21 protein-coding genes are annotated in these 21530 nt (G+C 64.1%); 11 read left to right on the top strand and 10 right to left on the bottom strand.

What is annotated here, in order from left to right:
• Positions 1-49 precede the first annotated feature (49 nt).
• Complete coding sequence (locus PQR42_RS35915; RefSeq protein ID WP_408384210.1) at positions 50-571, top strand: Spy/CpxP family protein refolding chaperone; 522 nt, start codon at positions 50-52, stop codon at positions 569-571.
• 295 nt (positions 572-866) lie between these two features.
• The gene (locus tag PQR42_RS35910; protein ID WP_408384212.1) at positions 867-1304 is read left to right on the top strand and encodes a PGDYG domain-containing protein; all 438 of its coding nucleotides are present in this window, start codon (positions 867-869) and stop codon (positions 1302-1304) included.
• A 98-nt stretch (positions 1305-1402) separates the two neighbouring features.
• Here PQR42_RS35910 and PQR42_RS35905 read toward each other — a convergent pair whose 3' ends face one another.
• Entirely contained in the window at positions 1403-2707 is a 1305-nt protein-coding gene (locus tag PQR42_RS35905) for an MFS family transporter (RefSeq protein WP_408384214.1), read from the bottom strand.
• A gap of 285 nt (positions 2708-2992) precedes the next feature.
• On the opposite strand from PQR42_RS35905, the gene PQR42_RS35900 reads away from it, so the two are divergent.
• The gene (locus PQR42_RS35900) at positions 2993-5071 is read left to right on the top strand and encodes a hypothetical protein (RefSeq protein ID WP_408384215.1); all 2079 of its coding nucleotides are present in this window, start codon (positions 2993-2995) and stop codon (positions 5069-5071) included.
• A gap of 139 nt (positions 5072-5210) precedes the next feature.
• On the opposite strand, the gene PQR42_RS35895 is transcribed toward PQR42_RS35900, so the two are convergent.
• The 8 genes from PQR42_RS35895 to PQR42_RS35860 form a co-directional block, all read right to left on the bottom strand.
• Entirely contained in the window at positions 5211-5579 is a 369-nt protein-coding gene (locus tag PQR42_RS35895) for a DUF3022 domain-containing protein (RefSeq protein ID WP_408220444.1), read from the bottom strand.
• A 95-nt stretch (positions 5580-5674) separates the two neighbouring features.
• On the bottom strand, positions 5675-6493 hold the full coding sequence (locus PQR42_RS35890) for a YhfC family intramembrane metalloprotease (protein WP_408384217.1): 819 nt from the start codon (positions 6491-6493) through the stop codon (positions 5675-5677).
• Between the two features lie 71 nt (positions 6494-6564).
• On the bottom strand, positions 6565-7650 hold the full coding sequence (locus tag PQR42_RS35885) for a LacI family DNA-binding transcriptional regulator (protein WP_408384219.1): 1086 nt from the start codon (positions 7648-7650) through the stop codon (positions 6565-6567).
• 43 nt (positions 7651-7693) lie between these two features.
• A complete protein-coding gene (locus tag PQR42_RS35880) occupies positions 7694-8659 on the bottom strand; it encodes a 2-hydroxyacid dehydrogenase (RefSeq protein ID WP_408447990.1) in 966 nt (321 codons plus the stop codon).
• Positions 8659-9954, bottom strand: a complete 1296-nt coding sequence (locus PQR42_RS35875; protein ID WP_408495065.1) for an MFS transporter — start codon at positions 9952-9954, stop codon at positions 8659-8661. The genes PQR42_RS35880 and PQR42_RS35875 overlap by 1 nt, the downstream gene beginning before the upstream one ends.
• Positions 9955-10079: 125 nt before the next feature.
• Positions 10080-11063, bottom strand: coding sequence for a sugar kinase (locus tag PQR42_RS35870; RefSeq protein ID WP_408384225.1), 984 nt, complete (start codon positions 11061-11063; stop codon positions 10080-10082).
• 137 nt (positions 11064-11200) lie between these two features.
• Positions 11201-11974 carry an IolE/MocC family protein gene (locus PQR42_RS35865; protein ID WP_408384612.1) on the bottom strand — a complete coding sequence of 258 codons (774 nt, stop codon included), beginning with the start codon at positions 11972-11974 and terminating at the stop codon, positions 11201-11203.
• Positions 11975-12305: 331 nt separating this feature from the next.
• Complete coding sequence (locus PQR42_RS35860; protein WP_408220432.1) at positions 12306-13196, bottom strand: LysR family transcriptional regulator; 891 nt, start codon at positions 13194-13196, stop codon at positions 12306-12308.
• 121 nt (positions 13197-13317) lie between these two features.
• On the opposite strand from PQR42_RS35860, the gene PQR42_RS35855 reads away from it, so the two are divergent.
• The 8 genes from PQR42_RS35855 (at position 13318) to PQR42_RS35820 (ending at position 21010) form a co-directional block, all read left to right on the top strand.
• Positions 13318-14415, top strand: a complete 1098-nt coding sequence (locus PQR42_RS35855; protein WP_408384228.1) for a YeiH family protein — start codon at positions 13318-13320, stop codon at positions 14413-14415.
• 169 nt (positions 14416-14584) lie between these two features.
• Positions 14585-15322, top strand: a complete 738-nt coding sequence (locus PQR42_RS35850; protein ID WP_408220428.1) for a glutathione S-transferase — start codon at positions 14585-14587, stop codon at positions 15320-15322.
• Positions 15323-15434: 112 nt separating this feature from the next.
• A complete protein-coding gene (locus PQR42_RS35845) occupies positions 15435-17168 on the top strand; it encodes a ClcB-like voltage-gated chloride channel protein (protein WP_408384614.1) in 1734 nt (577 codons plus the stop codon).
• A gap of 164 nt (positions 17169-17332) precedes the next feature.
• Positions 17333-18670, top strand: coding sequence for a C45 family autoproteolytic acyltransferase/hydrolase (locus PQR42_RS35840; protein ID WP_408384230.1), 1338 nt, complete (start codon positions 17333-17335; stop codon positions 18668-18670).
• Positions 18671-18950: 280 nt separating this feature from the next.
• The gene (locus PQR42_RS35835; RefSeq protein WP_408220423.1) at positions 18951-19205 is read left to right on the top strand and encodes a hypothetical protein; all 255 of its coding nucleotides are present in this window, start codon (positions 18951-18953) and stop codon (positions 19203-19205) included.
• Between the two features lie 189 nt (positions 19206-19394).
• Positions 19395-19625, top strand: a complete 231-nt coding sequence (locus tag PQR42_RS35830; protein ID WP_408220421.1) for a DUF2795 domain-containing protein — start codon at positions 19395-19397, stop codon at positions 19623-19625.
• Positions 19622-20503 (top strand): AraC family transcriptional regulator, encoded by an 882-nt coding sequence (locus tag PQR42_RS35825; protein ID WP_408220419.1) that lies wholly within the window; start codon positions 19622-19624, stop codon positions 20501-20503. The genes PQR42_RS35830 and PQR42_RS35825 overlap by 4 nt, the downstream gene beginning before the upstream one ends.
• A 117-nt stretch (positions 20504-20620) precedes the next feature.
• A complete protein-coding gene (locus tag PQR42_RS35820) occupies positions 20621-21010 on the top strand; it encodes a cupin domain-containing protein (protein ID WP_408220417.1) in 390 nt (129 codons plus the stop codon).
• Positions 21011-21057: 47 nt separating this feature from the next.
• Here the strand turns inward: PQR42_RS35820 and PQR42_RS35815 are convergent, their stop codons facing one another.
• The gene (locus PQR42_RS35815; protein WP_408495062.1) at positions 21058-21507 is read right to left on the bottom strand and encodes a GNAT family N-acetyltransferase; all 450 of its coding nucleotides are present in this window, start codon (positions 21505-21507) and stop codon (positions 21058-21060) included.
• Positions 21508-21530 lie beyond the last annotated feature (23 nt).

The following is a 21530-nucleotide window of genomic DNA, read 5'->3' as shown; positions in this document are numbered from 1 at the left end:
CGCTCGCACGCGAGCCTTGTCCCAATTCGAATAGACATCAGGAGTTTCGATGAAAAAAGCACTGGTAATGCTGGCCACCGCAGTCGCCATGAGCGGCGCGTTCGCACAAACATCCGCGCCGGCGTCGGCACCGGTGAGCGCCGCTTCCGCACCCGCCGGCAAGGCCGGCCATGAGCGCAATGTCGAAGACCGCATCGCCTACCTGCATTCGCAACTGAAGATCACCTCGGCGCAGGAATCGCAGTGGAACACGTTCGCCGACGTGATGCGCAGCAACGGCCAAACGATGGGCCAACTATTCCAGCAACGCCGGGCCGAAACCAACGTGTCGGCGCTCGACGACATGAAGCAATACGCGACGATCGCGCAAGCGCATGCGGACGGCATGAAGAAGCTCGTCGATGCGTTCGATCCGCTGTACAACAGCTTCTCGCCGGAACAGAAGAAGCTGGCTGACGTGACCTTCCATCAGCCGGGCGGCGTGGAAGGCCACGGTCGCCATGGCAAAGGCAAGGGCAAAGGCGGCAAGGCCGCGCCTGCCCCGGCAAGCGACGCCACGGTGAAGCCGTAACCGTAACAAATCGCTGGCGCGCAGCGCGGATTTGCCGCGCGGCGCGCGCCGGATCTTTTGCCTTGGGCGGCTGCATCGGCTGGCACGCTTGCGGCACGTCGATCTTTCCTCGAATCTGCATGCCAGTCCGGCATATTCCGTCCTTGCGACTATGCACGACAGACGGACGATCCGCGCCGCCGTCCATTGCAAAAGAAACCGGTCGCCCGATGCATCTGGCATGATGCGAGTCGTACGCGGCACTGAACACCTGAAGTCCGGTGCCGCCGCAAAACTCTCCACACCTGCTCGCTTCATGACCGAACTGAAAAATCTCGACCTGAGTCAAGACGCCGACGCTCGCCGTGTCGTCAAAGACGAAACGGTCAGCGTCGAATTCGCCGCCGCCGAAGGCGAACTGATGAGTCTCGAAGGCCCGAACCGCTACGTTCGCGGCGACGCGCTGATCACCGGCTCGACGGGCGACCGCTGGGTCGTTTCGCGCGAACGCTTCGACGCCAAATACGTTCCCGCCGACGCAGCCGTCTCGCACGGCGAAACCGGCGCGTACCGCAACCGCCCCGCCGTCGTGCTGGCCAAACAGATGCATGAAGCGTTCACGCTCGCGCGCTCGGCAAACGGCGGCGACGTGCTGCGCGGCGCCGCCGGCGACTGGGTCATGCAATACGCGCCGGGCGACTACGGCGTGGTGCAGGCCGCCCGCTTCGCGAAAGTTTATCGCGCGGCAAGCTAGGCGTCGTCAACGACGCCGACCGCGCGGGCGCCTGACCGATAACGGCCACGCTTGCGCGATCAGCGCCTAAGCGCGTTTTTCGAACGAGCCTCAAAGCCTCAAGGCTCGTGACGCAGATACCCCTCTTTCGACGGATCACGCATCCGCAGCGACACGACACCGGCGATCGCGCACATCGCCGTCACATACCAGTAGAAGGTGGACTCGTTGCCGACCGACTTCAGCCATAGCGCGACATACTCCGCCGAGCCGCCGAAGATCGCATTCGCCACCGCGTACGACAGCCCCACGCCGAGTGCACGCACTTCCGGCGGGAACATTTCCGCCTTGATCAGACCACTGATCGACGTATAGAAACTGACGATCGCCAGCGCCACCACGACCAGACCGAAGGCCGCATACGGGCTCGTCACGTCTTTCAGCGCGTGCAGCAGCGGCACGGTGCCGATGGTCGCGAAGAAGCCGAAAAACAGCATCGAACGACGGCGGCCGATGCGGTCCGACAGCGCGCCGAACGCCGGCTGTATCACCATGTACACGAACAGCGCCGCGGTCATCACGTTGCTGGCCGTCTTCGCATGCATGCCGGCCGTGTTGACCAGGTACTTCTGCATGTAGGTGGTGAACGTGTAGAAAATCAGCGAGCCGCCGGCCGTGAAACCGAGCACCGTCATGAACGCGCCCTTGTGCAGCCACAGGCCGCGCAGCGTGCCGGCTTCCTTGCGCTGGCGCGTTTCGGCGGTAGTGGTTTCGTCGAGCGATTTACGCAGATACAGCGCGACCAATGCCGCCAGTGCGCCGATCACGAACGGCACGCGCCAGCCCCATGCCTTCAACTCCTCGGTGGAAAGCGTCTGTTGCAGCACCACCAGCACCAGCAGCGCGCACAACTGGCCGCCGATCAGCGTGACGTACTGGAACGACGCGAAGAAACCGCGCCGGCCCTTGAGCGCGACCTCACTCATATAGGTCGCGCTGGTGCCGTACTCGCCGCCCACCGACAAGCCCTGGAACAGCCGCGCGACCAGCAGCAGCGCCGGCGCCAGCGCGCCGATCTGCGCGTACGTGGGCAGCACGGCGATCACGAGGGAACCGCCGCACATCATGAACACCGACACCATCATGGCGGTGCGGCGGCCGCGCTTGTCAGCGAGGCGGCCGAAGAACCAGCCGCCGATCGGACGCATCAGGAAGCCGGCGGCGAACACGCCCGCCGTATTGAGCAGCTGCGTGGTGGTGTTGCCGCTGGGGAAGAACGCCGGCGCGAAGTACAGCGCGCAGAACGAATACACGTAAAAGTCGAACCACTCGACGAGATTGCCCGATGAAGCGCCAACGATCGCGAAGATACGGCGCCGGGTGTCGAGTGCGGAAACCGCCGCCGGAATATTGAGATTTGTCATTGATCTTTGTACTCCTAGATGTCCCTGTTGATTTGTATTTGTAGTGCGCGGGTCCGCCACGCTTTATTCACTTCTTGGCTCGGCATTCTAAATGAATGTCACGTCGCGCAGCTCGATATTCTGCATCTCTAAATTGCGCATCGAGCGCGTCGACCAGCGAGCTACGTGTCACCAAATGTATGTTCACTTCCTCCGGACCATTGGGCGGCGCGAACATGAGACGCCGTTCAATGTGCCCCGACGGCAAGCTGTGACTGAACGAGGCACCTTCCTGCAGGAGTTTCAATGAAAGTCAATACCGGCTCTTACCCGCTCTGGCCAGACGGAACGTCATCGAATAATCAGGACAACGCGCAGAGCTCGCAGAGTCGTGCCGCGCCGGCGGCTGCCGGCCACGGGCAGCGTTCGAACCAGCCTTCCACGTCCCTCGCAAACGCCGGCTTAGCTCCAAAAACCGATCCACGTTCGCCGTCCAAAGGGCCCGTCGCGACCCGGGCCGCCGCAGCCAACAAGGTCGATATCGAAGCTAACGCCATTGCGACGAAGGCGGTGATAGGCAACGAGATCGCAGCGGATATGGAAACGTTCTATGCGTCGCTCTCCACGGTTGATGACGACGTCGAACACCATCTCGATACGACCGACCACATGATCGCAGCGGCGTCGGCCTACAGCCGGGTGCTGCAATTGAGCGCATCGGACAAACCGACGCCCGAATTGCAGGCAAAGATCGACCGGCTCACGACCGCGCTGCAGAACTCCAAAGGCGATGAGTCGCTGGAGGCCATCGGCCAGCAAGCCAACGTCGACCTGTCCGCGTTGACTCATCATCCGGATCCCGCTTCGAACTACGGAAAATATGGCAAGGCGGCGAGCACGTACACACGAGCATTCATCTTCGACGAAGCGCGCTTCAACAACTCCGCTCTCCTGAAGAACACGCCTTTCGCAGCGTGGCAGCGGCCGAACAAGAGCGTACTCGATCCTCTGAGACCGAACGGCCGGCTAGGCATCCTGACTGGCACCCGTCTGAATGCCGCCGCGAGTTATTTCACAAAAGGCGGGCTATCGTTTCTGTCCGGCATGGAGAAATTGCGCAACGGCCAGGATCCGACGAAGGACTTCATCACGGCGGGTGCGACCATTGGACAGGGCATCAACGAGGTCACAGTCGGCATCGGTACCGATGTGGGCAATCATCTGGTCAAGCTGCAGCAGGCGAAAGCAAAGGTTCAAATGCCCGGACCGCAGAGCACCGGCACTGGCGGGTCCACGGGCCAGGTTGGCCAACGCCCCGGCGGCGCGACGCAAGGCCATTCGGAACCGGTCGCCGGACCCAGCCAGACAGCGGAGTTCGCCGACTTCGACCCGCACGACAAGCTCGATGACGAGGTCGACGAACTCGAAAAGAAAACCGCTGGACACATCGACGACCAACTCACGCAGCAACAGCAAGCCTTGCGCAACGATGTGATCGCGAAGCTCGAGAAGACGAATCGTGATGTACAGCAGCTCGAATTGCAGGATGCGACGGAAGATCTCGCGCCCAGCTATTTCGAGATGAAGGACATGGCGAAGCAATTCAAAGATTCGGCGGTCGATGCGGCCAACGACGCCCACCAAAACATCAAGACGATCGATGCAAAGGCGCAGGATGTCATCGCCAAACTGAAGAGCCAGGGCTTCGACACAGCCGACGCCGCGCGCCAGTCGGGCAAGCCGGACGCGATCGAACTCGGCAAACAGCTCGATCAACTGGCGGGCCTGAAACACGCAGCCTACGACCAGTTCAACAGCGCAATGCAAGAGCGGGAAAACGCGCTCGCCGATGCCAAAACCGCTTTCGCCGACCTCGGCAGGCTGCTGAAGGACACGCCCGCGAGCGAGCGTCCATCGAAGTTGAAGGAGTGGACCGACAAATACACGAAGTTCTTCGGGCAACGTCAAGCCAGCATACTCGCGAAAACCGACAACTGGCCCGACTGGATGAAGATCTCCAAGCCGCTGCGCATGCAAATGGTGCCCGCCGCGATCAATACCGTCCTTGGCAGCGCGTCGTTTGGCGTTGCGCTGGATACGTATCTGAAAAAGCAGAGTGCGGGTACGCTGACGCCACAGGACCGGCTGGACTTCGCCGCATCCGTCGTCAATCTGTCGAGCGGCATAGTTGGATTCGTGCCGGTTGTCGGCCCCGCGCTGTCGTTCGCGCTGGCGACACTCGGGCTGATCGTCGGCGGAATGGCGGATCAGTATGACGCCCGCATGCTCGAGACCGATAAGTACAACCTGCAGGTGCAGATACGCGAGGAATACAACGCGAAGCACCCCGGCAAGACGATCTCCGAGCCCTTCGACGGAGGTTGAGCAGCGCCGACGTGCGCGACGACGCCGTTCGCACGTCGGGCCGCCTCATGCTCATGCTCATACGAACGCGAAGTGCCATCGCATCGTTCTGCCGCGGACATCGCAACGAGCGATCCACCGATGATTCAAGCGAACGCCGTTACGCAAACTCCTCGCCGAGATCCACGGTGACATCGCGCGGCACCGCTTCGCCGTTCGCATACTGCTCCTCGAGCGAGCCGATGCTCGCTTCGACATACGCGCGCAGCACCGCAAAACTGCGGCCGCGCAGCCGCGCCGGCAGCGCGCGATAACGCGCCAACGCGGCCGGCGCGATCACCACGGTCATCACGATGCGGCGCGCGGTCGCGCCGAAACGCATCGCCACCCAGTGAATCGCCAGCGTCGGCGTGCCGTCTTCCGCGGCGCGCTGGATGAACTGCGTCTGCTCGGGAAACAGATCGCTGATAACGCGCGCCAGCTCCTCGAACTCGGGATTGGCGCAGTCGTATTGGTAAGCTTCTTCCATGGGGTGTGCCGAAAGGATAGGCGTGATGGGAGGCCGATTGTAGGGAACGGCGAACGGTTCAACGTAAAGCGCGCATCAAGTGGGCATCAGCGGCATCAAGCGGCTACCGTGGGACGCCTGAACGCCCGGAACAGCAATCCCGTGACGATCACGGCACCCACCGCATACACGGCGTCCACCGCCGCGAGGGGCACGAGTTGCGCCTGGAACATCGCGGCGGGCACGTCCACCAGCGCGTGCAACACGATCGCGAGCGGCAGGATACCGCGCCAGCCGGCCCGCAAGCCGCGCCACATCAACACCGACAAGCCGATCTGGAACACCAGCGCGGCGATGCGTTCGAGCGCGAAAATGCCGGCCGTCTGCGGCGTCAGGCTGGCGAGAATCAGGTGGATGCGCATCAACGAATCAGTCGGCAGATTGCTGAGATAGCCGTCCAGTTGGCCGCGATTTTCAAAGACGGCGAACAGGATCCACTGAATCTGCACCAGCACGCCGACGAGCCACGCTTCGGCGCCGCCGTGGCCGAGGCCATAGGTCAGCGCGGTGCCATCATTCGTTCCCGCTGCCAGCGCCGTGGAGCCCGACTTCGCGGTCGCACGCTTGAGCAGCAACCGCATGCCGATGAACCGCCCGACTTCCTCGCAAATACCCGCGGCCAACGCGCCGTACACGACGAAGGCGAGCGGATTCGACAAAAAGTTCGCCGTCACTTCATTCCGATGCAGCACGTAGTCGTTCAGCGCGCGCTCGATCACCATGGCGAACAGCGCGAACACGGCGATGCCGGTGATGGCGTCACGCGGCTTGAGCGCGAGCGGACGGCGCAGACGGCGGTAGATCAGAAAGGGTAAAGCGGCGACGAGCAGCGTCGCGAGGGCGAGGCTCGAGAGGGTAAGCGGTGCAACAACCATGAGTTTCCTTGCGATGTCCGGCGCGCACCCGCTGCGCGCCGCAGCCCGAATGATCGCAGATCGGCGAGAATTCAGCGCAAAGTGGAGGCGCGGACGATCAATTCGCCCGGCAAAAGGCAGTCGCGCGCAGTGGTCTGAACGCCTTCGATGCGTTCGTGCAGGAACTCGACCGCTCGGTAGCCGATCTCGTAGGTCGGCTGGCGGATCGTCGTGACGCCGGTCAATTCGGCCCAGTCGGGGTCGTCGATGGAAAGCAGCGCGACGCGGGCCTGCCAGTCGGCGCCGTAGCGCGCTTTCAGATGCAAGGCGAGACACAGCGCGACGGGTGCGTTGGCCGCGAACAAGGCGACGCGCGCGGCGTTGCCGGTGGCGCCGGCGTCGCGCGCGTGGGCGGCCGCGTCGATCGCGCGGTCCAGTTCGGCGAGGCTGCGCTCGACGTCGGCGGCATCCGCAAGGTTCAGCACCAGCGTGTGACCGCGCGCGGCGCTCTTTCCATCCGGCTCGGTCTGAGCACTCATCGCCTCACGAAACGCCGCTTCGCGCAGCTGCCGCGAGCTGACCTGCTCGAAAGGCTGAACGACGAACCAGATATCGTTAAAGCCGTTGTCCAGCAGATGCCGCGTGCCGAGTTCAGCCGCCGCCCGGTTGTCGAGACCGACCATGTCCGTGACGAGCCCATCCACCGAACGGTCCACCAGCACCGCCGGAATCCCGCCGCCGCCCACCGGCCGCAGCGTTTCCTCGCGCACGCCGAGCGCATTGACGATCACGCCTTCCACCCGGTACGTGGTGAGCAGTTGCAGATAGCGCCGCTCCATCTCGACTTCGTTCGCCGCATGACAGATCAGCGGCATCAGGCCGAGCGCGTGGCATGCCGCCTCCACGCCTTGCAGCACTTCGACCGTGTAGGGATTCGTCAGGTCGGCGAGCAGCATGCCGATCAGGCGGTTGCGGCCACGCTTGAGGCCGCGCGCCATCTGGTTCGGCTGATAGTCGAGCCGCGCGATCGCAGCCTCGATTCGCTTGCGCAATTCAGGCGACAGCACGCTCATCTCGCCGTTCAGATAGCGCGAGATGCTGGTCTTGCCGGTGCCGGCTTCGCGCGCGACGTCGGTGATGGTCGCGCGGCGTGGCGTGGCCTGCGGCGTCGTGCTCATCGGCTCCTCGTGGATCGGCTGGTCGTTCGGCTCATTGATCGCCTCACTTGGCGAGAACGTCGCGGTTGACGATATTGTTGGTCAGTGTGCCGTCGAGCGCGGCGACCAGGTTCTCCGCCGCATTACGCGCCATCGCGTGACGGGTTTCAAGCGTCGCCGAACCGATATGCGGCAGCGCGACCACATTCGCCAGCTTCAGCAGCGGCGAGTCGGCCGGCAGCGGTTCGGTCTCGAACACGTCGAGACCGGCGCCGTGGATCGTGCCGTCTTGCAGCGCTTCGATCAGCGCCTTTTCGTCGACGGTCGCGCCGCGCGACGCGTTGATCAGGATCGCGCTTTTCTTCATCGATTTCAATTCAGCCGCGCCGATCATATGCTTCGTTTCCGGCGTCAAAGGCACCTGCAGGCAGACGAAGTCAGACACGGCGAGCAGTTCCGCCAACTCGACGCGCCGCGCGCCGTAAATCTCTTCGGCCTGCGGGTTCGCGCTGCGGTTGGTGTACAGCACCTTCATGTTGAAGCCGAGCGCCGCGCGCCGCGCCACCGCGCCGCCGATCCGCCCAAGCCCGACGATGCCGAGCGTCTTGCCCTGCACATCGACGCCGAACTGAGCCGGTCCGATGCTGTGCTGCCAGTGCCCCGCTTTCACCCACTCGGCGAGTTCGACCACCCGCCGGGCCGACGCGAGAATCAGCGAGAACACCGTGTCCGCGGTGGACTCGGTCAGCACGTCCGGCGTGTGCGCGAGCACGATGCCGCGGCGCGTGAGGTCGGCCACGTCGAACTGATCGAAGCCAACCGAAATGGTCGAGAGCGCCTTGAGCCGCGTCGCGCCTTCGAGCATCGCCGGCGTGATCTTCACGCTCGAACCGATGCCGCCGTCCGCGTCCTTCAACGCGGCCACGAACGTGTCGTGCTGCGTGGCATCGACCTGCACGACTTGCGCATGCTGTTGCAGATACGCGAGCACATCTTCGGGCAACGACTTCCAGGCGACGATCTTCTTCATCAGCTTATTTTCCTAGCAACGGGGTGGCGAGCGGCGGGCGCGTTGTTCTGTTCTTGCGCCTGCGGTTTGACGATCAGCGTCAGAATCACGGCGGCGATCAGCGCCACGCTCATGAAGGCATACGACGCGGCGGGCGAACCGGTCGCGCCGTTCAGATAGCCGACCACATACGAGCCGACGAACGAACCGAGCGCGCCCATGCTGTTGATCAGCGCCATCGCGCCGCCCGCGACGTTCTTCGGCAGCAGTTCCGGCACGATCGCGAAGAACGGGCCATACGGCGCGTACATCGCGGCGCCGGCGATCACCAGCAGCGCATACGAGAGCCAGAAATGCGTGGAGCCGAGCGCGTACGAAGCCGCGAAGGCGACCGCGCCGACCAGCAGGAACGGCCACACGAATACCTTGCGGCGGTTGAGTTTATCCGATGCCCACGAAGCTGCAAGCATCGCGATGGTTGCGGCGAGGTAAGGCAGCGCCGAAAGCCAGCCGGTTTCGACCATGCCGAGCGTCGAGCCGTTCTTCAGGATCGACGGCAGCCACAGCACGAAGCCGTACACGCCGATGCTCCAGCAAAAGTATTGCGCGCACAACTTGATCACCGCGGGCGTTTTGAACGCGTCGCTATAGTTGCGCACCGGCTTGATCGCGGCCTGCTCGGCACGCAGCGTTTCAGCGAGGTCGTCCTTTTGCTGCTGCGTGAGCCACGAGACCTGCTGCGGCTTGTCCCGCACGATGAACCACCAGCACACGGCCCAGAGAATCGCGGGCGCGCCTTCGGCGATGAACATGTGCCGCCAGCCTAACGAATGCACCAGATAGCCCGACACCACCGACATCCACAGCACCGTCACCGGATTGCCGAGAATCAGGAAAGTGTTGGCGCGCGAGCGTTCGCTCTTGGTGAACCAGTTGCTGATGAAAATCAGCATGGCCGGCATCACCGCGGCTTCGACCACGCCGAGCACGAAACGGATCACCATCAGCGACGGGATATTGCTGACCATGCCGGTGAGCGACGCGCAACCGCCCCACAGAATCAGGCTCCAGAACACGAGCTTCTTGACGCTGCGGCGTTCCGCGTAGATCGCGCCGGGAATCTGGAAGAAAAAATAACCGAGGAAGAACAGCGCGCCGATCAGCGACGACAGTCCCTTGCTGATGCCGAGATCCTGGTTGATGCCGGCGGCCGACGCGAAACCGAAATTCGCGCGATCCAGATACGCGAGGCTGTACGTGATGAATACGATCGGCATGATCGTCCACCAACGGCGAATCGCAAGCGATGAGGTCATGGGGTGTCTCCTTGGACGGCTTTCCCGAAACAATGATGGACGGTCATGGGGCGCTCTGTTCGAGCGCTCTTGCTGTTATCGAGGCGGGCTGGCTGAACGCGACGCCTTGCCGGCGTCGCGGGTTGTCAGGCCGCGGCCGCGACGGACGGCGCGCCGGCTGCTTCTAGCGCGTCGAGTTCGGCGCGGCTCGGCAGCCCTTCCGAATCGCCGATCACCTGAATCGCCAGCGCGCCGATGCGGTTGCCGCGCGCCACCGCTTGCGGCAGCGACTTGCCTTCGAGCAACGCGCTCACCACGCCGACGGCGAAACCATCGCCCGCGCCGACCGTGTCGACGACTTTCGCGACCGGCTGGCCGGCGATCACGGCGGCATCGTCGGCGGTGCGGAAGTACGCGCCCTGCGCGCCGAGCTTGATGATCACGCCGCGCGCGCCTTGATCCAGATAGAACTTCGCGATGTCCTCCGGCTGCGTGTAGCCAGTCAGAATCTCGCCTTCGCCAATGCCGGGCAGCACCCAGTCGGCCAGCGCGGCAAGCGTGTTCAACCCTTCGACCATCGCGGCGCGCGACGGCCACAGCGTCGGACGCAGGTTCGGGTCGAAGGAAATCGTCTTACCGGCTGCACGCATTTCGCGCGCCAGATGGAACGCGAGTTCACGCGAACTCGCTGAAATCGCGGGCGCCACGCCGGTCAGATGCAGATGACGCGCCGGCAGCACGTAGTCCGCCGCGTAGTCGGCCAGCGACAGATGGCTCGCCGCCGAACCCTTGCGGAAATACTCGATCGCCGGGTCGCTGCCGTCGTCGTTTTTCGACTTGAGCTGGAAGCCGGTCGGATAGCGCTCGTCGGTGGTGACGCAGCCCTGGTCGATGCCCTCTTTCGTCAACGTGTCGCGCACGTACTGGCCGAACGAATCGTTGCCGACACGGCTCATCCAGCCTACTTTGAAGCCCAGGCGCGACAAACCGATCGCCACGTTCAGATCGGCGCCGGCGACGCGCTTCGTGAATTGCCCGACGCCCGCGAGCGCGCCGGTTTCGGCGGCCACGAACATGGCCATTGCTTCGCCGTAGGTGATGACATCGAGTGCTGCGGTTGTCTTGCTCATGCTTCGCTCCTGCGTGATCCTTTTTTGCCGCGTGTTTGGCGAGTTTTACGTGGGTGCTTGCCGCTTACCGTTCGCCGCGTGCTTCTTGCCGCGTGCTGTTTCCGGTGTCGCTGCTTTCTCTCAGGTCCTGCTGCCGCTCACGCAGCGGCCAGCCATGCGACGTAATGCGCCGCGTCCGTGTCGATACGGCGCGTATCGAACGGAAACTCGATGCCGCGCGGCACATGGCGCGGCAGCTTGTCGAGCACGGCGGCAAACTGGGCGTCGTCGGCGGCGGGCGCGGCGGGAAAACGTCGTGCGCCCTCGCCCACCGTCGTCTTGCAATGGATGTATTCGACATGCGCCGCCAGCGGCGCGGCGGCCTCGAGCGGCGCGACCTCGCGCCAGGCCCAGTTGCCGATGTCGAAGGTCATGCCGAGCACGTCGGCGTGCCCTTCACGCGCCAATGCGTCGAACAGACCGGTGAACTGCGCGAGCGAGCCGCCCTCGAACAACTGCCCGTTTTCGACGACGAGGCGCAGCTCTGCGCAGCGCATGTGATCGGCGATCACGGCAGCATTGGCGTCGGCGGTGAAACCGCCGAGCTGCAACTTCACGAAGCGCGCGCCGAGGGCGAGCGCTTCTTCGACCGAGAGGCGCAACGCGTCGGCGTCGAGCTTGCCCTGCGCCGTGTACAGCGAAGCCGGCGTGGAGTACACGGTCCACAAACCCAGTTCCGCGATCTGCCTGCCGAGTTCGCGCAGGTTGTGCGGCGCGGCGTCGGTTTCGTCGGCGAACAGTTCGCGGCGCACTTCGAAACCCGCCGCGCCGGCCTGCTTGCTCGCTTGCGCCCACTTCAGATGACCGTCCGTGCGGACCGCGTCCATCCCGAATGCGCTTGCGACGATCACCACATCCACTGCGTCAGTCATGTCGAATTTACTCAAATCTGTCTCGTGATCGGCACTTGGAACCGGTTCCAAACACACTTCGAAAAAAAGCGCCGAGGCGCTTCCGATGCCCGAATAGTCGCCGAGGCCGCCGTCATGCACCATAGTGGAAATCCCCAGGCGCGGGTTGGCACGGTGTGGGATTTGGGGGCCGGCTTGGCTGGTTGAAGACTCTCACCGGGGAAATTCATCCGGCGGCCGACGGTTCCACCGACGTTAGCAACGAGCCGCGACCGTAGCAGGCCGGGGCGCCAGACCGCGTTTTTGCGCCAAACCATCCGAACGCGGGGCATCGGCTGCCAGTTCCGAAGACTCAAGGTCCGTCGGTAAGACACATCGCCAGAAACTGCTCCACCACCCGCGACGGCGCGCTCGCATGCGGCACCAGAATCGACAGCCGCCGCGTGAGCGGCTCCGGACTGAGCGACAGCAGGCACAGCGCGCGGTCCTCGTGCCGCATCGACATCGCCGACACGAAACCGATGCCCATGCCCGCCCGCACCGCTTCCTTCACGCCTTCGACGCCGGCAATCTCCAGCGCCACGCGCATCGGCACGCCCGCCCGCGCAAACGCCCGCTCGACGATCTGCCGCACGCCCGAGCCCGCCTCGCGCAACACCAGCGGATGCTCGCCGAAGGCCGCGAGGTCCGCCGGACCGCCGTCGCCCAACTGCGCCAAGGGATGCGAGCGCGGCATGATCGCGACGATTTCGTCTTCGCGCCACGCATGCACCGCGGTGTCCGGCGGCAGATCCACGCCGACCGGCCCCTCGATCATCGCGATGTCCACCGAGTCGAGCGCGCCGACGATCTCCGTGGTGTTGCCGTCAGCGGTATGCAGCGTCACGTCCGGATAGCGGCGATGGAAGTCGGCGATCAGATACGGCAGCAGGTAGCTCGCCGGCGTGGTGCTCGCGCCGATCCGCAAGGTGCCTTGCTCCATGCCGCGCAAGGCGTCGCGGTACGCATGCGCCTGCCGCCAGGTGTCGCGCAGCCGCGTAGCGTAGCTGGCGAGTTGCTCGCCGGCGGGCGTGAGGCGCACGCCGCGGCCGTCGCGCTGATACAGCGGTTCGCCGAATTCGTCCTGCAACTGCCGCAGCTGGCCGGACACCGCGGGCTGCGACAAATGCAGCGCCACAGCCGCCCGGCTGATATTGCGATGCTCGGCGACGGCAGCAAACGTTATAAGTTGATCCGGGGTCATGGGGGTCCAAATATCGGCTCAGGCGATACCTTACATTCTAAATCATGATTTTTCATATCGATATATCTAATTTAGGATTAGCCCCATCGAATCTTAGTCAGTCACAGAAAAGGGCTGCTCCATGTCCACCGCTCATCTCACCGCTGCCAGTACGACGCCTGCCGGGTTTTCCACCCGTGGGCAGCTCAACGGCATTCTGTTCGTCGCACTGTTTGCCGCCGCCGTCACGCGCATCGCCGCGATTCCCGCCATCGCCGGATTGGGCTTGAGCCCGCTGATCGTCGGCATCGTAGCCGGCGCCATTTACGGCAACGCGCTGCGCGACGGCATGCCCGCCAGCTGGGCGGCCGGCGTCAATTTCTCGGCGCGCAAGCTGTTGCGCATCGCCGTGGCCTTCTTCGGGCTGCGCGTGAGCCTGCAGGAAATCGCTCAGGTCGGCGTGCCCGGCCTCGCGGAATCCGTCCTGATCGTGGTGAGCACGCTGGTGATCGGTACGTGGGCCGGCATGAAAATCATGAAGCTCGACCGCGACACGGCCTTGCTGACCGCCGCGGGCAGCGCGATCTGCGGCGCCGCCGCCGTGCTCGCCTTCGAATCGACGCTGCAATCGAAGCCGCACAAGAGCGCGATGGCCGTGGGCAGCGTGGTGCTGTTCGGCACGCTCTCGATGTTCCTTTACCCGGTTCTCTTCAAGGCAGGCTGGCTGCATCTGGACACCGTCGGCGCAGGCCTCTTTTTCGGCGGCACGATCCATGAAGTGGCGCAAGTGGTCGGCGCGGCCAGCAACGTGAGCCCGGAAGCGCTGCACATCGCCACCATCGTCAAGATGACCCGCGTGATGTTGCTGGTGCCGGTGCTGCTGGTAGTCGGCATGTGGGTGAACCGCTCGGCGCGCCGCGCTTCGGCTGCGGCCGGCACGCAAGACGGCGCCCACGGCGACGCGCCTCGCAAGCTGGCGATTCCCTGGTTCGCGCTCGGCTTCCTCGCCTTCGTCGTGATCAACTCCCTGCATGTGTTGCCGGAAGCCGCGACCAGCACGCTCAATACGCTCGACACCTTCGCGCTGACCATGGCCATGACGGCGCTCGGCATCGAAACGCGTATTGCGCAGATCCGTCAGGCCGGCCCCCGCGCACTGACCACCGGCTTCATCCTATATGTGTGGCTGATTGCCGGTGGACTGGGAATTACATGGACTGTCCAGCACCTGTTCGGCTAAGCCGCCCTCGCCTTCACACCCACCCCGCCGCGTGCGGGGTTTTGCGCATTCTGGAGACCCATCCGGCCCGCTCGCGCGGCATACTGGTTGCTGACGTCGTCAGCTCATGCAATCGCTTAGGCAATCCGCTTATGCGTCCCGTCAATGCAACCGGAATGAGGATCGATCGATGAGTCTGGAACTCTACTATTGGGACGGCCTGCAAGGCCGCGGCGAATTCGTGCGGCTCGCGCTGGAAGAAGCCGGCGCCGATTACGTGGAAGTGGCGCGCGGCGAACGGTCGGAGGGTCTCGGCACGAACGCGATGATGTCGGTGATGAAGAGCAAGGACGAGCCGTATCCGCCGTTCGCGCCGCCGTTTCTGAAAGACGGCGACCTGGTGATCGCACAGACTGCCAACATCCTGTTCTATCTCGGCCCGAGGCTGAATCTCGCGCCCACGGTGGAGAGCCTGCGCTACGTGGCCAACGGGCTGCAACTGACCATCGCCGACATGGTCACCGAAGCCCACGACACGCATCACCCGCTCGCCAGCGCGCTGTACTACGAAGACCAGAAAGACGCCGCCAAAGTGCGCGCGCATGACTTCATCGACAACCGCATTCCGAAGTTCATGTCGTACTTCGAACGCGTGCTCAAACAGAATCCGGCCGGCGATCAGTTCATGGTGGGCGACGCGCTCACTTACGTCGACCTGTCGATGTTCCAGCTGATCGACGGCTTGCTGTACGCATTCCCGCGCGCGCTCAAGCGTTTCGGCGAACATTACCCGCGGCTCGCCGCCCTGCACGACGCGGTGATCGAGCGGCCGAACATCGCCGCGTACCTGCGGTCAGAGCGGCGCATCGAACACAACGAGGCCTGCATCTTCCGGCACTACCCGGAACTCGACAAGGCGGCGACTTGACCCACGCCATCTTCCCTCGCTCGCTCACCGTCTCGCGCCCGCCGGCCAAAGCGGGCGCGATGCTGTTGCCGTGCGCGCTTTTCCACCCACTTTCACGCCCCGTACCGTCGACGTGCTTTCATTCCTGCTGAAGCTGCGCACCCGCGCCCAAGACCTGTTCCGTCTCTCCGACGCCCACACGATGCTGATCTGGTCGGTCGTGGTCGGCGTCGCGGGCGCCTTCGCGACGATCGCCTTTCGCGAGGGCATCGCGCTGCTGCAATTCGCGCTCGTCGGCAAGTCCGGCAGTTTCGTTGAAATGGCGCGCAGCTTGCCGTGGACCGTGCGAATCTGGCTGCCCGCGGCGGGCGGCCTGATCGCCGGCTTCGTTCTGCTGATCGCGCGGCGTTACGAGGACAAATGCAATCACGTCGACTACATGGAAGCGGTCGCGATCGGCGACGGCGTGGTGCCGGTGAAGCTGAGCTTGTGGCGCAGCGTGTCGTCGCTGTTCACGATTTCGAGCGGTGGGTCGATCGGCCGTGAAGGTCCGATGGTGCAACTGGCGGCGCTCGCCGGTTCGCTGATCGGACGCTGGGTGCATTTCGATCCGCCGCGGCTGCGCCTGCTGGTGGCCTGCGGCGCGGCGGCCGGGATCACCTCGGCGTACAGCGCGCCGATCGCGGGCGCGTTCTTCGTCACCGAGATCGTGCTCGGCTCGATCGCGATGGAGAGCTTCGGACCCGTGGTGGTCTCGGCGGTGGTGGCCAACATCACGATGCGTGAATTCGCCGGCTACAAGCCGCCGTACGAAATGCCGGTGTTTCCGCCGGTGGCCGGCGTCGAGGTGCTGCTATTCGTCGCGCTCGGCGTGCTGTGCGGCGCGGCGGCTCCGCAGTTTCTGCGGCTGCTCGACGTGTCGAAAAAAAGCTTTCGCAAGCTGCCGGTGCCGCTGCCCGTGAGGCTCGCGCTCGGCGGTCTGGTGGTCGGCATTCTGTCGGTCTGGACGCCCGAGGTGTGGGGCAACGGCTACAGCGTCGTCAACTCGATTCTGCATTCGCCGTGGACATGGACCGCGCTCGTCCTCGTGCTGGTGTTCAAGCTCGTCGCCACGGCGGCCACGGCGGGCTCCGGCGCGGTCGGCGGGGTATTTACGCCGACGCTCTTCGTCGGCGCGGTGGTCGGCTCGCTGTTCGGCCAGGGCATGCACGCGCTGTGGCCGCACGGCACGTCGGCGCCGTTCGCCTATGCGATGGTCGGCATGGGCGCGTTTCTGGCAGGCGCTACCCAGGCGCCGCTGATGGCGATCCTGATGATCTTCGAGATGACGCTCAGCTATCAGGTCGTGCTGCCGCTGATGCTCTCCTGCGTGGTCGCCTATTTCGTGTCGCGCGCGATCGGCAAGACCTCCATGTATGAAATCACCTTGCGCCGCAATCACGAGGAACAGGAGCGCTCGCGTCTGCGCGCCACGCAGATGCGCGAATTGATCCGGCCCGCCGAAACCGTCGTGCCGCCCAACGCGACCGTGCAGGACATGACGCGCGTGTTCCTCGAATATCCGGTGAAGTATCTCTATGTGGCCAACGAGTCCGGCGCGTTTCTCGGCGTGGTCGCGCTCAAGGACATCACCTCCGATCTGCTCGACGGCAGCGACACGTCCGCGAAGACCGCGGCGGATTATCTGCAGCCGCATTTCGACGTGCTCACGCCGGACATGCCGCTCGGCGTGGCGTTGCAGCACTTCCTCGCGTTTCAGGGCGAGCGCCTGCCGGTGATCGAAAGCGCCGCGCATCCCACGCTCGCCGGCGTGGTCTATAAAACCTCGCTGCTCGACGCGTACTTCCGCATGAATCCGACGCGTTAGGCGCCGCGCGCAATTCGCCTTCAGGCCGCGCCCGCGCTCCCTTTGGGGCGCGTGCAAAGCGCGGCAGATTCTCTACAATGGACAGACCGCTGCGGCGAACGCCGACAGCGCGCGTTACGCCAGAACGGGCGCACCGAGACGCCCGTCCTTCGATCGGAGCGAAGATGAGCGAACCGTCCCTCGATGCCGTGCGCCGCGATCAGGCGGGCTGGATTTTCCTGCATATCGAAGGCGAGCCGTACGATCGTGGCGAGCAGCACGGCCAGCTGCTCGCCAGCGAAATCCGCAACGCGATCCACACCGCCCGCTACCTCGCGAAGTGGGACACCGGCGAAGACTTCGAGACTTTCGTCAACGCCGCCGTCTCCCAGTTCGCCAACAAACTCGACACCGAATTCGCCGACGAAATCCAGGGCATCGCCGACGGCGCGAAACTGCCGTTCGCCGAAGTGCTGGCGTGGAACGGCTACATGGATCTGCTGCAAAGCTGGTGGCCGACCCACGCGTCGCAGAAGCAGCCGGGCCTCGGCGTGAAGCCGTGGCGCGGACGGCGCGGACACCATTGCAGCGCGTTCATCGCCACCGGCCACGCGACCCGCGACGGCCGCATCGTGATGGCGCATAACTCGTGGGACCGCTACGCCGCGGGCGACGCGTTCAACGTGATCTTCGACATCGTGCCCGACCAGGGCAACCGCATCCTCATGCAAGGCTTGCCCGGCTGCATTTCCAGCCTCACCGATTTCTGGGTCACCGCCGCCGGGCTGATGGTGACGGAAACCACCATCTCGAACTTCGCCGGCTACAACGCGGCCGGCGCGCCCGAGTTCTACCGTTCGCGGCGCGCGTCGCAGTACGCGAACAGCATCGGCGAATGGTGCGAAATGTTCGCGATCGCCAATAACGGCGGCTATGCGAATAGCTGGCTGCTCGGCGACGCCAAGACCGGCGAGATCGCCCGCTACGAACTGGGCCTGCACTTCTCCGGTTTCGAGAGCACCAAGGACGGTTTCTACAGCGGCTACAACACCGCGACCGATCTGAAGATCCGCAACCAGGAATGCCTCGGCGAAGGCGAGGACTATACGGACGTGCGCAAGAACGGCGCGCGGCGTCTGCGCTTCATGCAGCTCGAGGAAATGCATCACGGCAAGATCGACGTGGAACTGGCCAAGGAAATGATCGCCGATCATCACGACGTCTACCTCGACCGCAACGACAACCCGTGCTCGCGCACCATCTGCGGGCATCTGGAACTGGACGATGCGCGCTTCGGCGGCACCGATCACGGACCGTTCAATCCGTGGGGTGCCAACGACGGCAAAGTGGTCGATAGCGAAATGGCGCGCGAGATGGCGTTCAGCGCGCGCTGGGGGCATCCGTGCGGGCGGCCGTTCGACGCACAGGCGTTCATGAAGCGTCATCCGCAGTGGAACTGGCTGAACGGTTATATGCGCGACCGGCCTTCCTGGCCGTGGACGCGCTTCGAAATACTGCGTTAGCACCGCGTTCGCCGCACTGCAACATAGCTGCCGCACGACCGTTCGCGACGGCGCTGCTGCGTTGTTGCCGCGTTTCTGCCATTATCTGAAATCTACAATACCGTTTTGCCGCAAATGTGCGCGCCCTGCAAATTTTGCGCACCTAAGATGGAAGATGCGCGTTGGCCGCCGACTGCGACACCTCGGCAGCACCGCGTGTAGCATGCGCCGTCCTTTCGACGCGGGGACGGCACAGCGCTTGCTCAACTGTCAGCGCCGCATGAGCTTAGGAGGTCGGGCGATGAAAACCTCGACACTGTTGACCATGGTGACGCTGTCAGCCTCGTGTTTCGCCGCGCCGGTTCACACCGCGCCGGATAGCACGAACGCCAATAGTCTTGCCGAACGCGCCAACGCAGCACCCGTCGCCCCCGCGGCGCCGGACTTTGCCGCCACGGACGATAATCGTCCGCAACAATGGCAACATATCGCGCTGCCCAAATCGCGGCATCTCGATCGAAGCTTTACCGGACAGAACGAGCATTTGCAGACCTGACGCCAGCATGTGCAGACTTGCGCGCCGGTTGTATGCGTGAGACTTCGTGGCCCTGACACGGCGACGATCGCGAGCGCGGCTGTGCACTTTCCAAAGCGGTGTGCAACGGGGCGCGCAGGCTTTGGCTCCTTGCTCAGCGGCAACACTCACGTCCTCATCACGTCCAACCGTATCAACAGGAGCGTTTGCATGACCGCATCGGCTATTCCCGGCGAATCGATTGACCTGCAGATCACCGACATTCTGAGCGAAGTCCAATTTCCGACCTACAAGGACGCGCTGGTCGACGCCGCGCGCGAAGCCGGCGCGAGCAACGAAGTGCTGTCGATGCTCGACGGCTTGCCGGAACAGGATTACGCCGACGTGGCGTCCGTGACGCGCTACATCAGCGGCAATTACGGTCCGGGGCTTGGTGCATGAGCGAGGAACCGGCTTCATCGCCGCCGCGTTCGCAGCCGCTTTCGTCCAGGCAGAAGCGAGGTAGCGACTGGATTTATCGCTCGCCGCAGACGGCCGGCGCGAGCGGCATCGAACGGATCGAGGCGTTCTTTCATCAGGCCGGCTACGCGATGCACCGGCACGATACCTATGCGATCGGCCGCACGCTGGCCGGTGTGCAGAGCTTTCGCTATCGCGGCAGCACGCGCAACAGCTTGCCGGGCGGCACGATGGTGCTGCATCCCGACGAACCGCACGACGGCCAGGCCGGCACCGGCGACGGTTTCCACTACCGCATGATCTATGTCGATCCGGCGCTGTTCCAGCAGGTGCTCGGCGGCAAGCCGCTGCCGTTTCTGGAAGGCGGCCTGTCGAACGATCCGCGCCTCTTCGCCGCCACCGAGAGCCTGTTGCGCGCGATGGACAGCGCCATCGACCCGCTCGAACAGGACAGCGCACTCTTCGATCTGGCCGTCGCACTCGACACGGTGGCAGGCGCGCCGGATACAGCGCGTCCGGTGGATTACCGCGCGGCAACGCTTGCGCGCGACTACTTGCTGGCGTCGCTCGATCGCGCCGTCACGCTCGACGAACTCGCTGCCGCGGCGGGCCGCGACCGCTGGAGTCTGTCGCGCGATTTTCGCGTGCTGTTCGGCACCAGTCCGCATCGCTATCTGACCATGCGGCGTCTCGATCTCGTACGGCAACTGGTGCTCAAGGGTGTGTCGCTCGCCGACGCCTCGGCGGCAAGCGGCTTTGCCGATCAGAGTCACATGACGCGGCACTTCAAGCACGCCTGGGGCGTCGCGCCGGCACACTGGCTGAAGATGCTCGGCTCGTCGGCGCCCGGCGCGCGCTGAGCGAGGCGCGCCTGATCGTGCCGCGCCGGATGGGTCGCGCGCACAAACGTTCAAGACCCGGCGATACCTCACGCCGTACGCTCCTGCCTGACATAACCGCTCAGGAGGAGCACTGCGATGTCCGACACTCAGGTCACTCAACGGCCGTATCAGGCCATCAATTTGGCGGAAAAACTGCGGCTCTTCAACGACCAGTGGCAAGCACGCGTGGTCGCCGAAATGAACGACTATCAGTTCAAGCTGGTGCGAATCGAAGGAGATTTCATCTGGCACGAGCACGCCGACACCGATGAAACCTTCATCGTGCTGGAGGGGCAATTGCGCATCGACATGCGCGATGGTTTCGTGCTGATTTCGGCGGGGGAAATGTTCGTCGTGCCGAAGGGCACCGAGCACAAGCCGTACGCCGAACACGAAGTGAAACTGCTGCTGATCGAGCCGCGCGGCGTGAAGAATACCGGCGAGGAAGTCAGCGAACGGACCGCGGCGAACGACGTGTGGGTTTAGGCAATCTATCTCGCAGTTCGCCGCGGCGCCGGCGGCACGGGGCTGATCTACGAGATTCGTCTGCGCGGCTCGCGCACGTAATAAATGTCCCACTCACTTTCGCCGGTTTTGACGAAGCCGTGGCGTTGGTAAAAACGATTCGAATCGCTGTCGCGCAGCGCGCCTACTTTGATCGGCAGCGATTTCGAGTCCGCCTCGGCGAACAACTCGGCTAGTATCGCTTGCCCGATTCCCCTGCCTTGCTGCGTTGGGACGATGTAGAGATGATCCAGCACAAGGTGATCGCCCTGGGACCTGAACAGCACGAATCCGGCTTGCGCGCCGTCGATCAGAATAAACCGGCAAAACGCCGGATTGAACGATGCAACGAAGCGCTCGCGAGCGCGCACCGGATCGAAGCGGCCGAGGCGCTCCAGGCTTTCGCGCATCGCGGCGATGCGGATGTGCACAAGCGTGTCGATGTCAGCAAACGTAGTGCTGGCGAAACTCAGGTTCATGCGGTTCGGCTCTCTGGGTAATC

Source organism: Paraburkholderia sediminicola (genome assembly GCF_046027355.1).
Taxonomy (GTDB): Bacteria; Pseudomonadota; Gammaproteobacteria; order Burkholderiales; family Burkholderiaceae; genus Paraburkholderia; species Paraburkholderia sediminicola_B.
The sequence above is the reverse complement of the archived record's forward strand: the minus strand, read 5'-3'. Positions and strand labels throughout refer to the sequence as shown.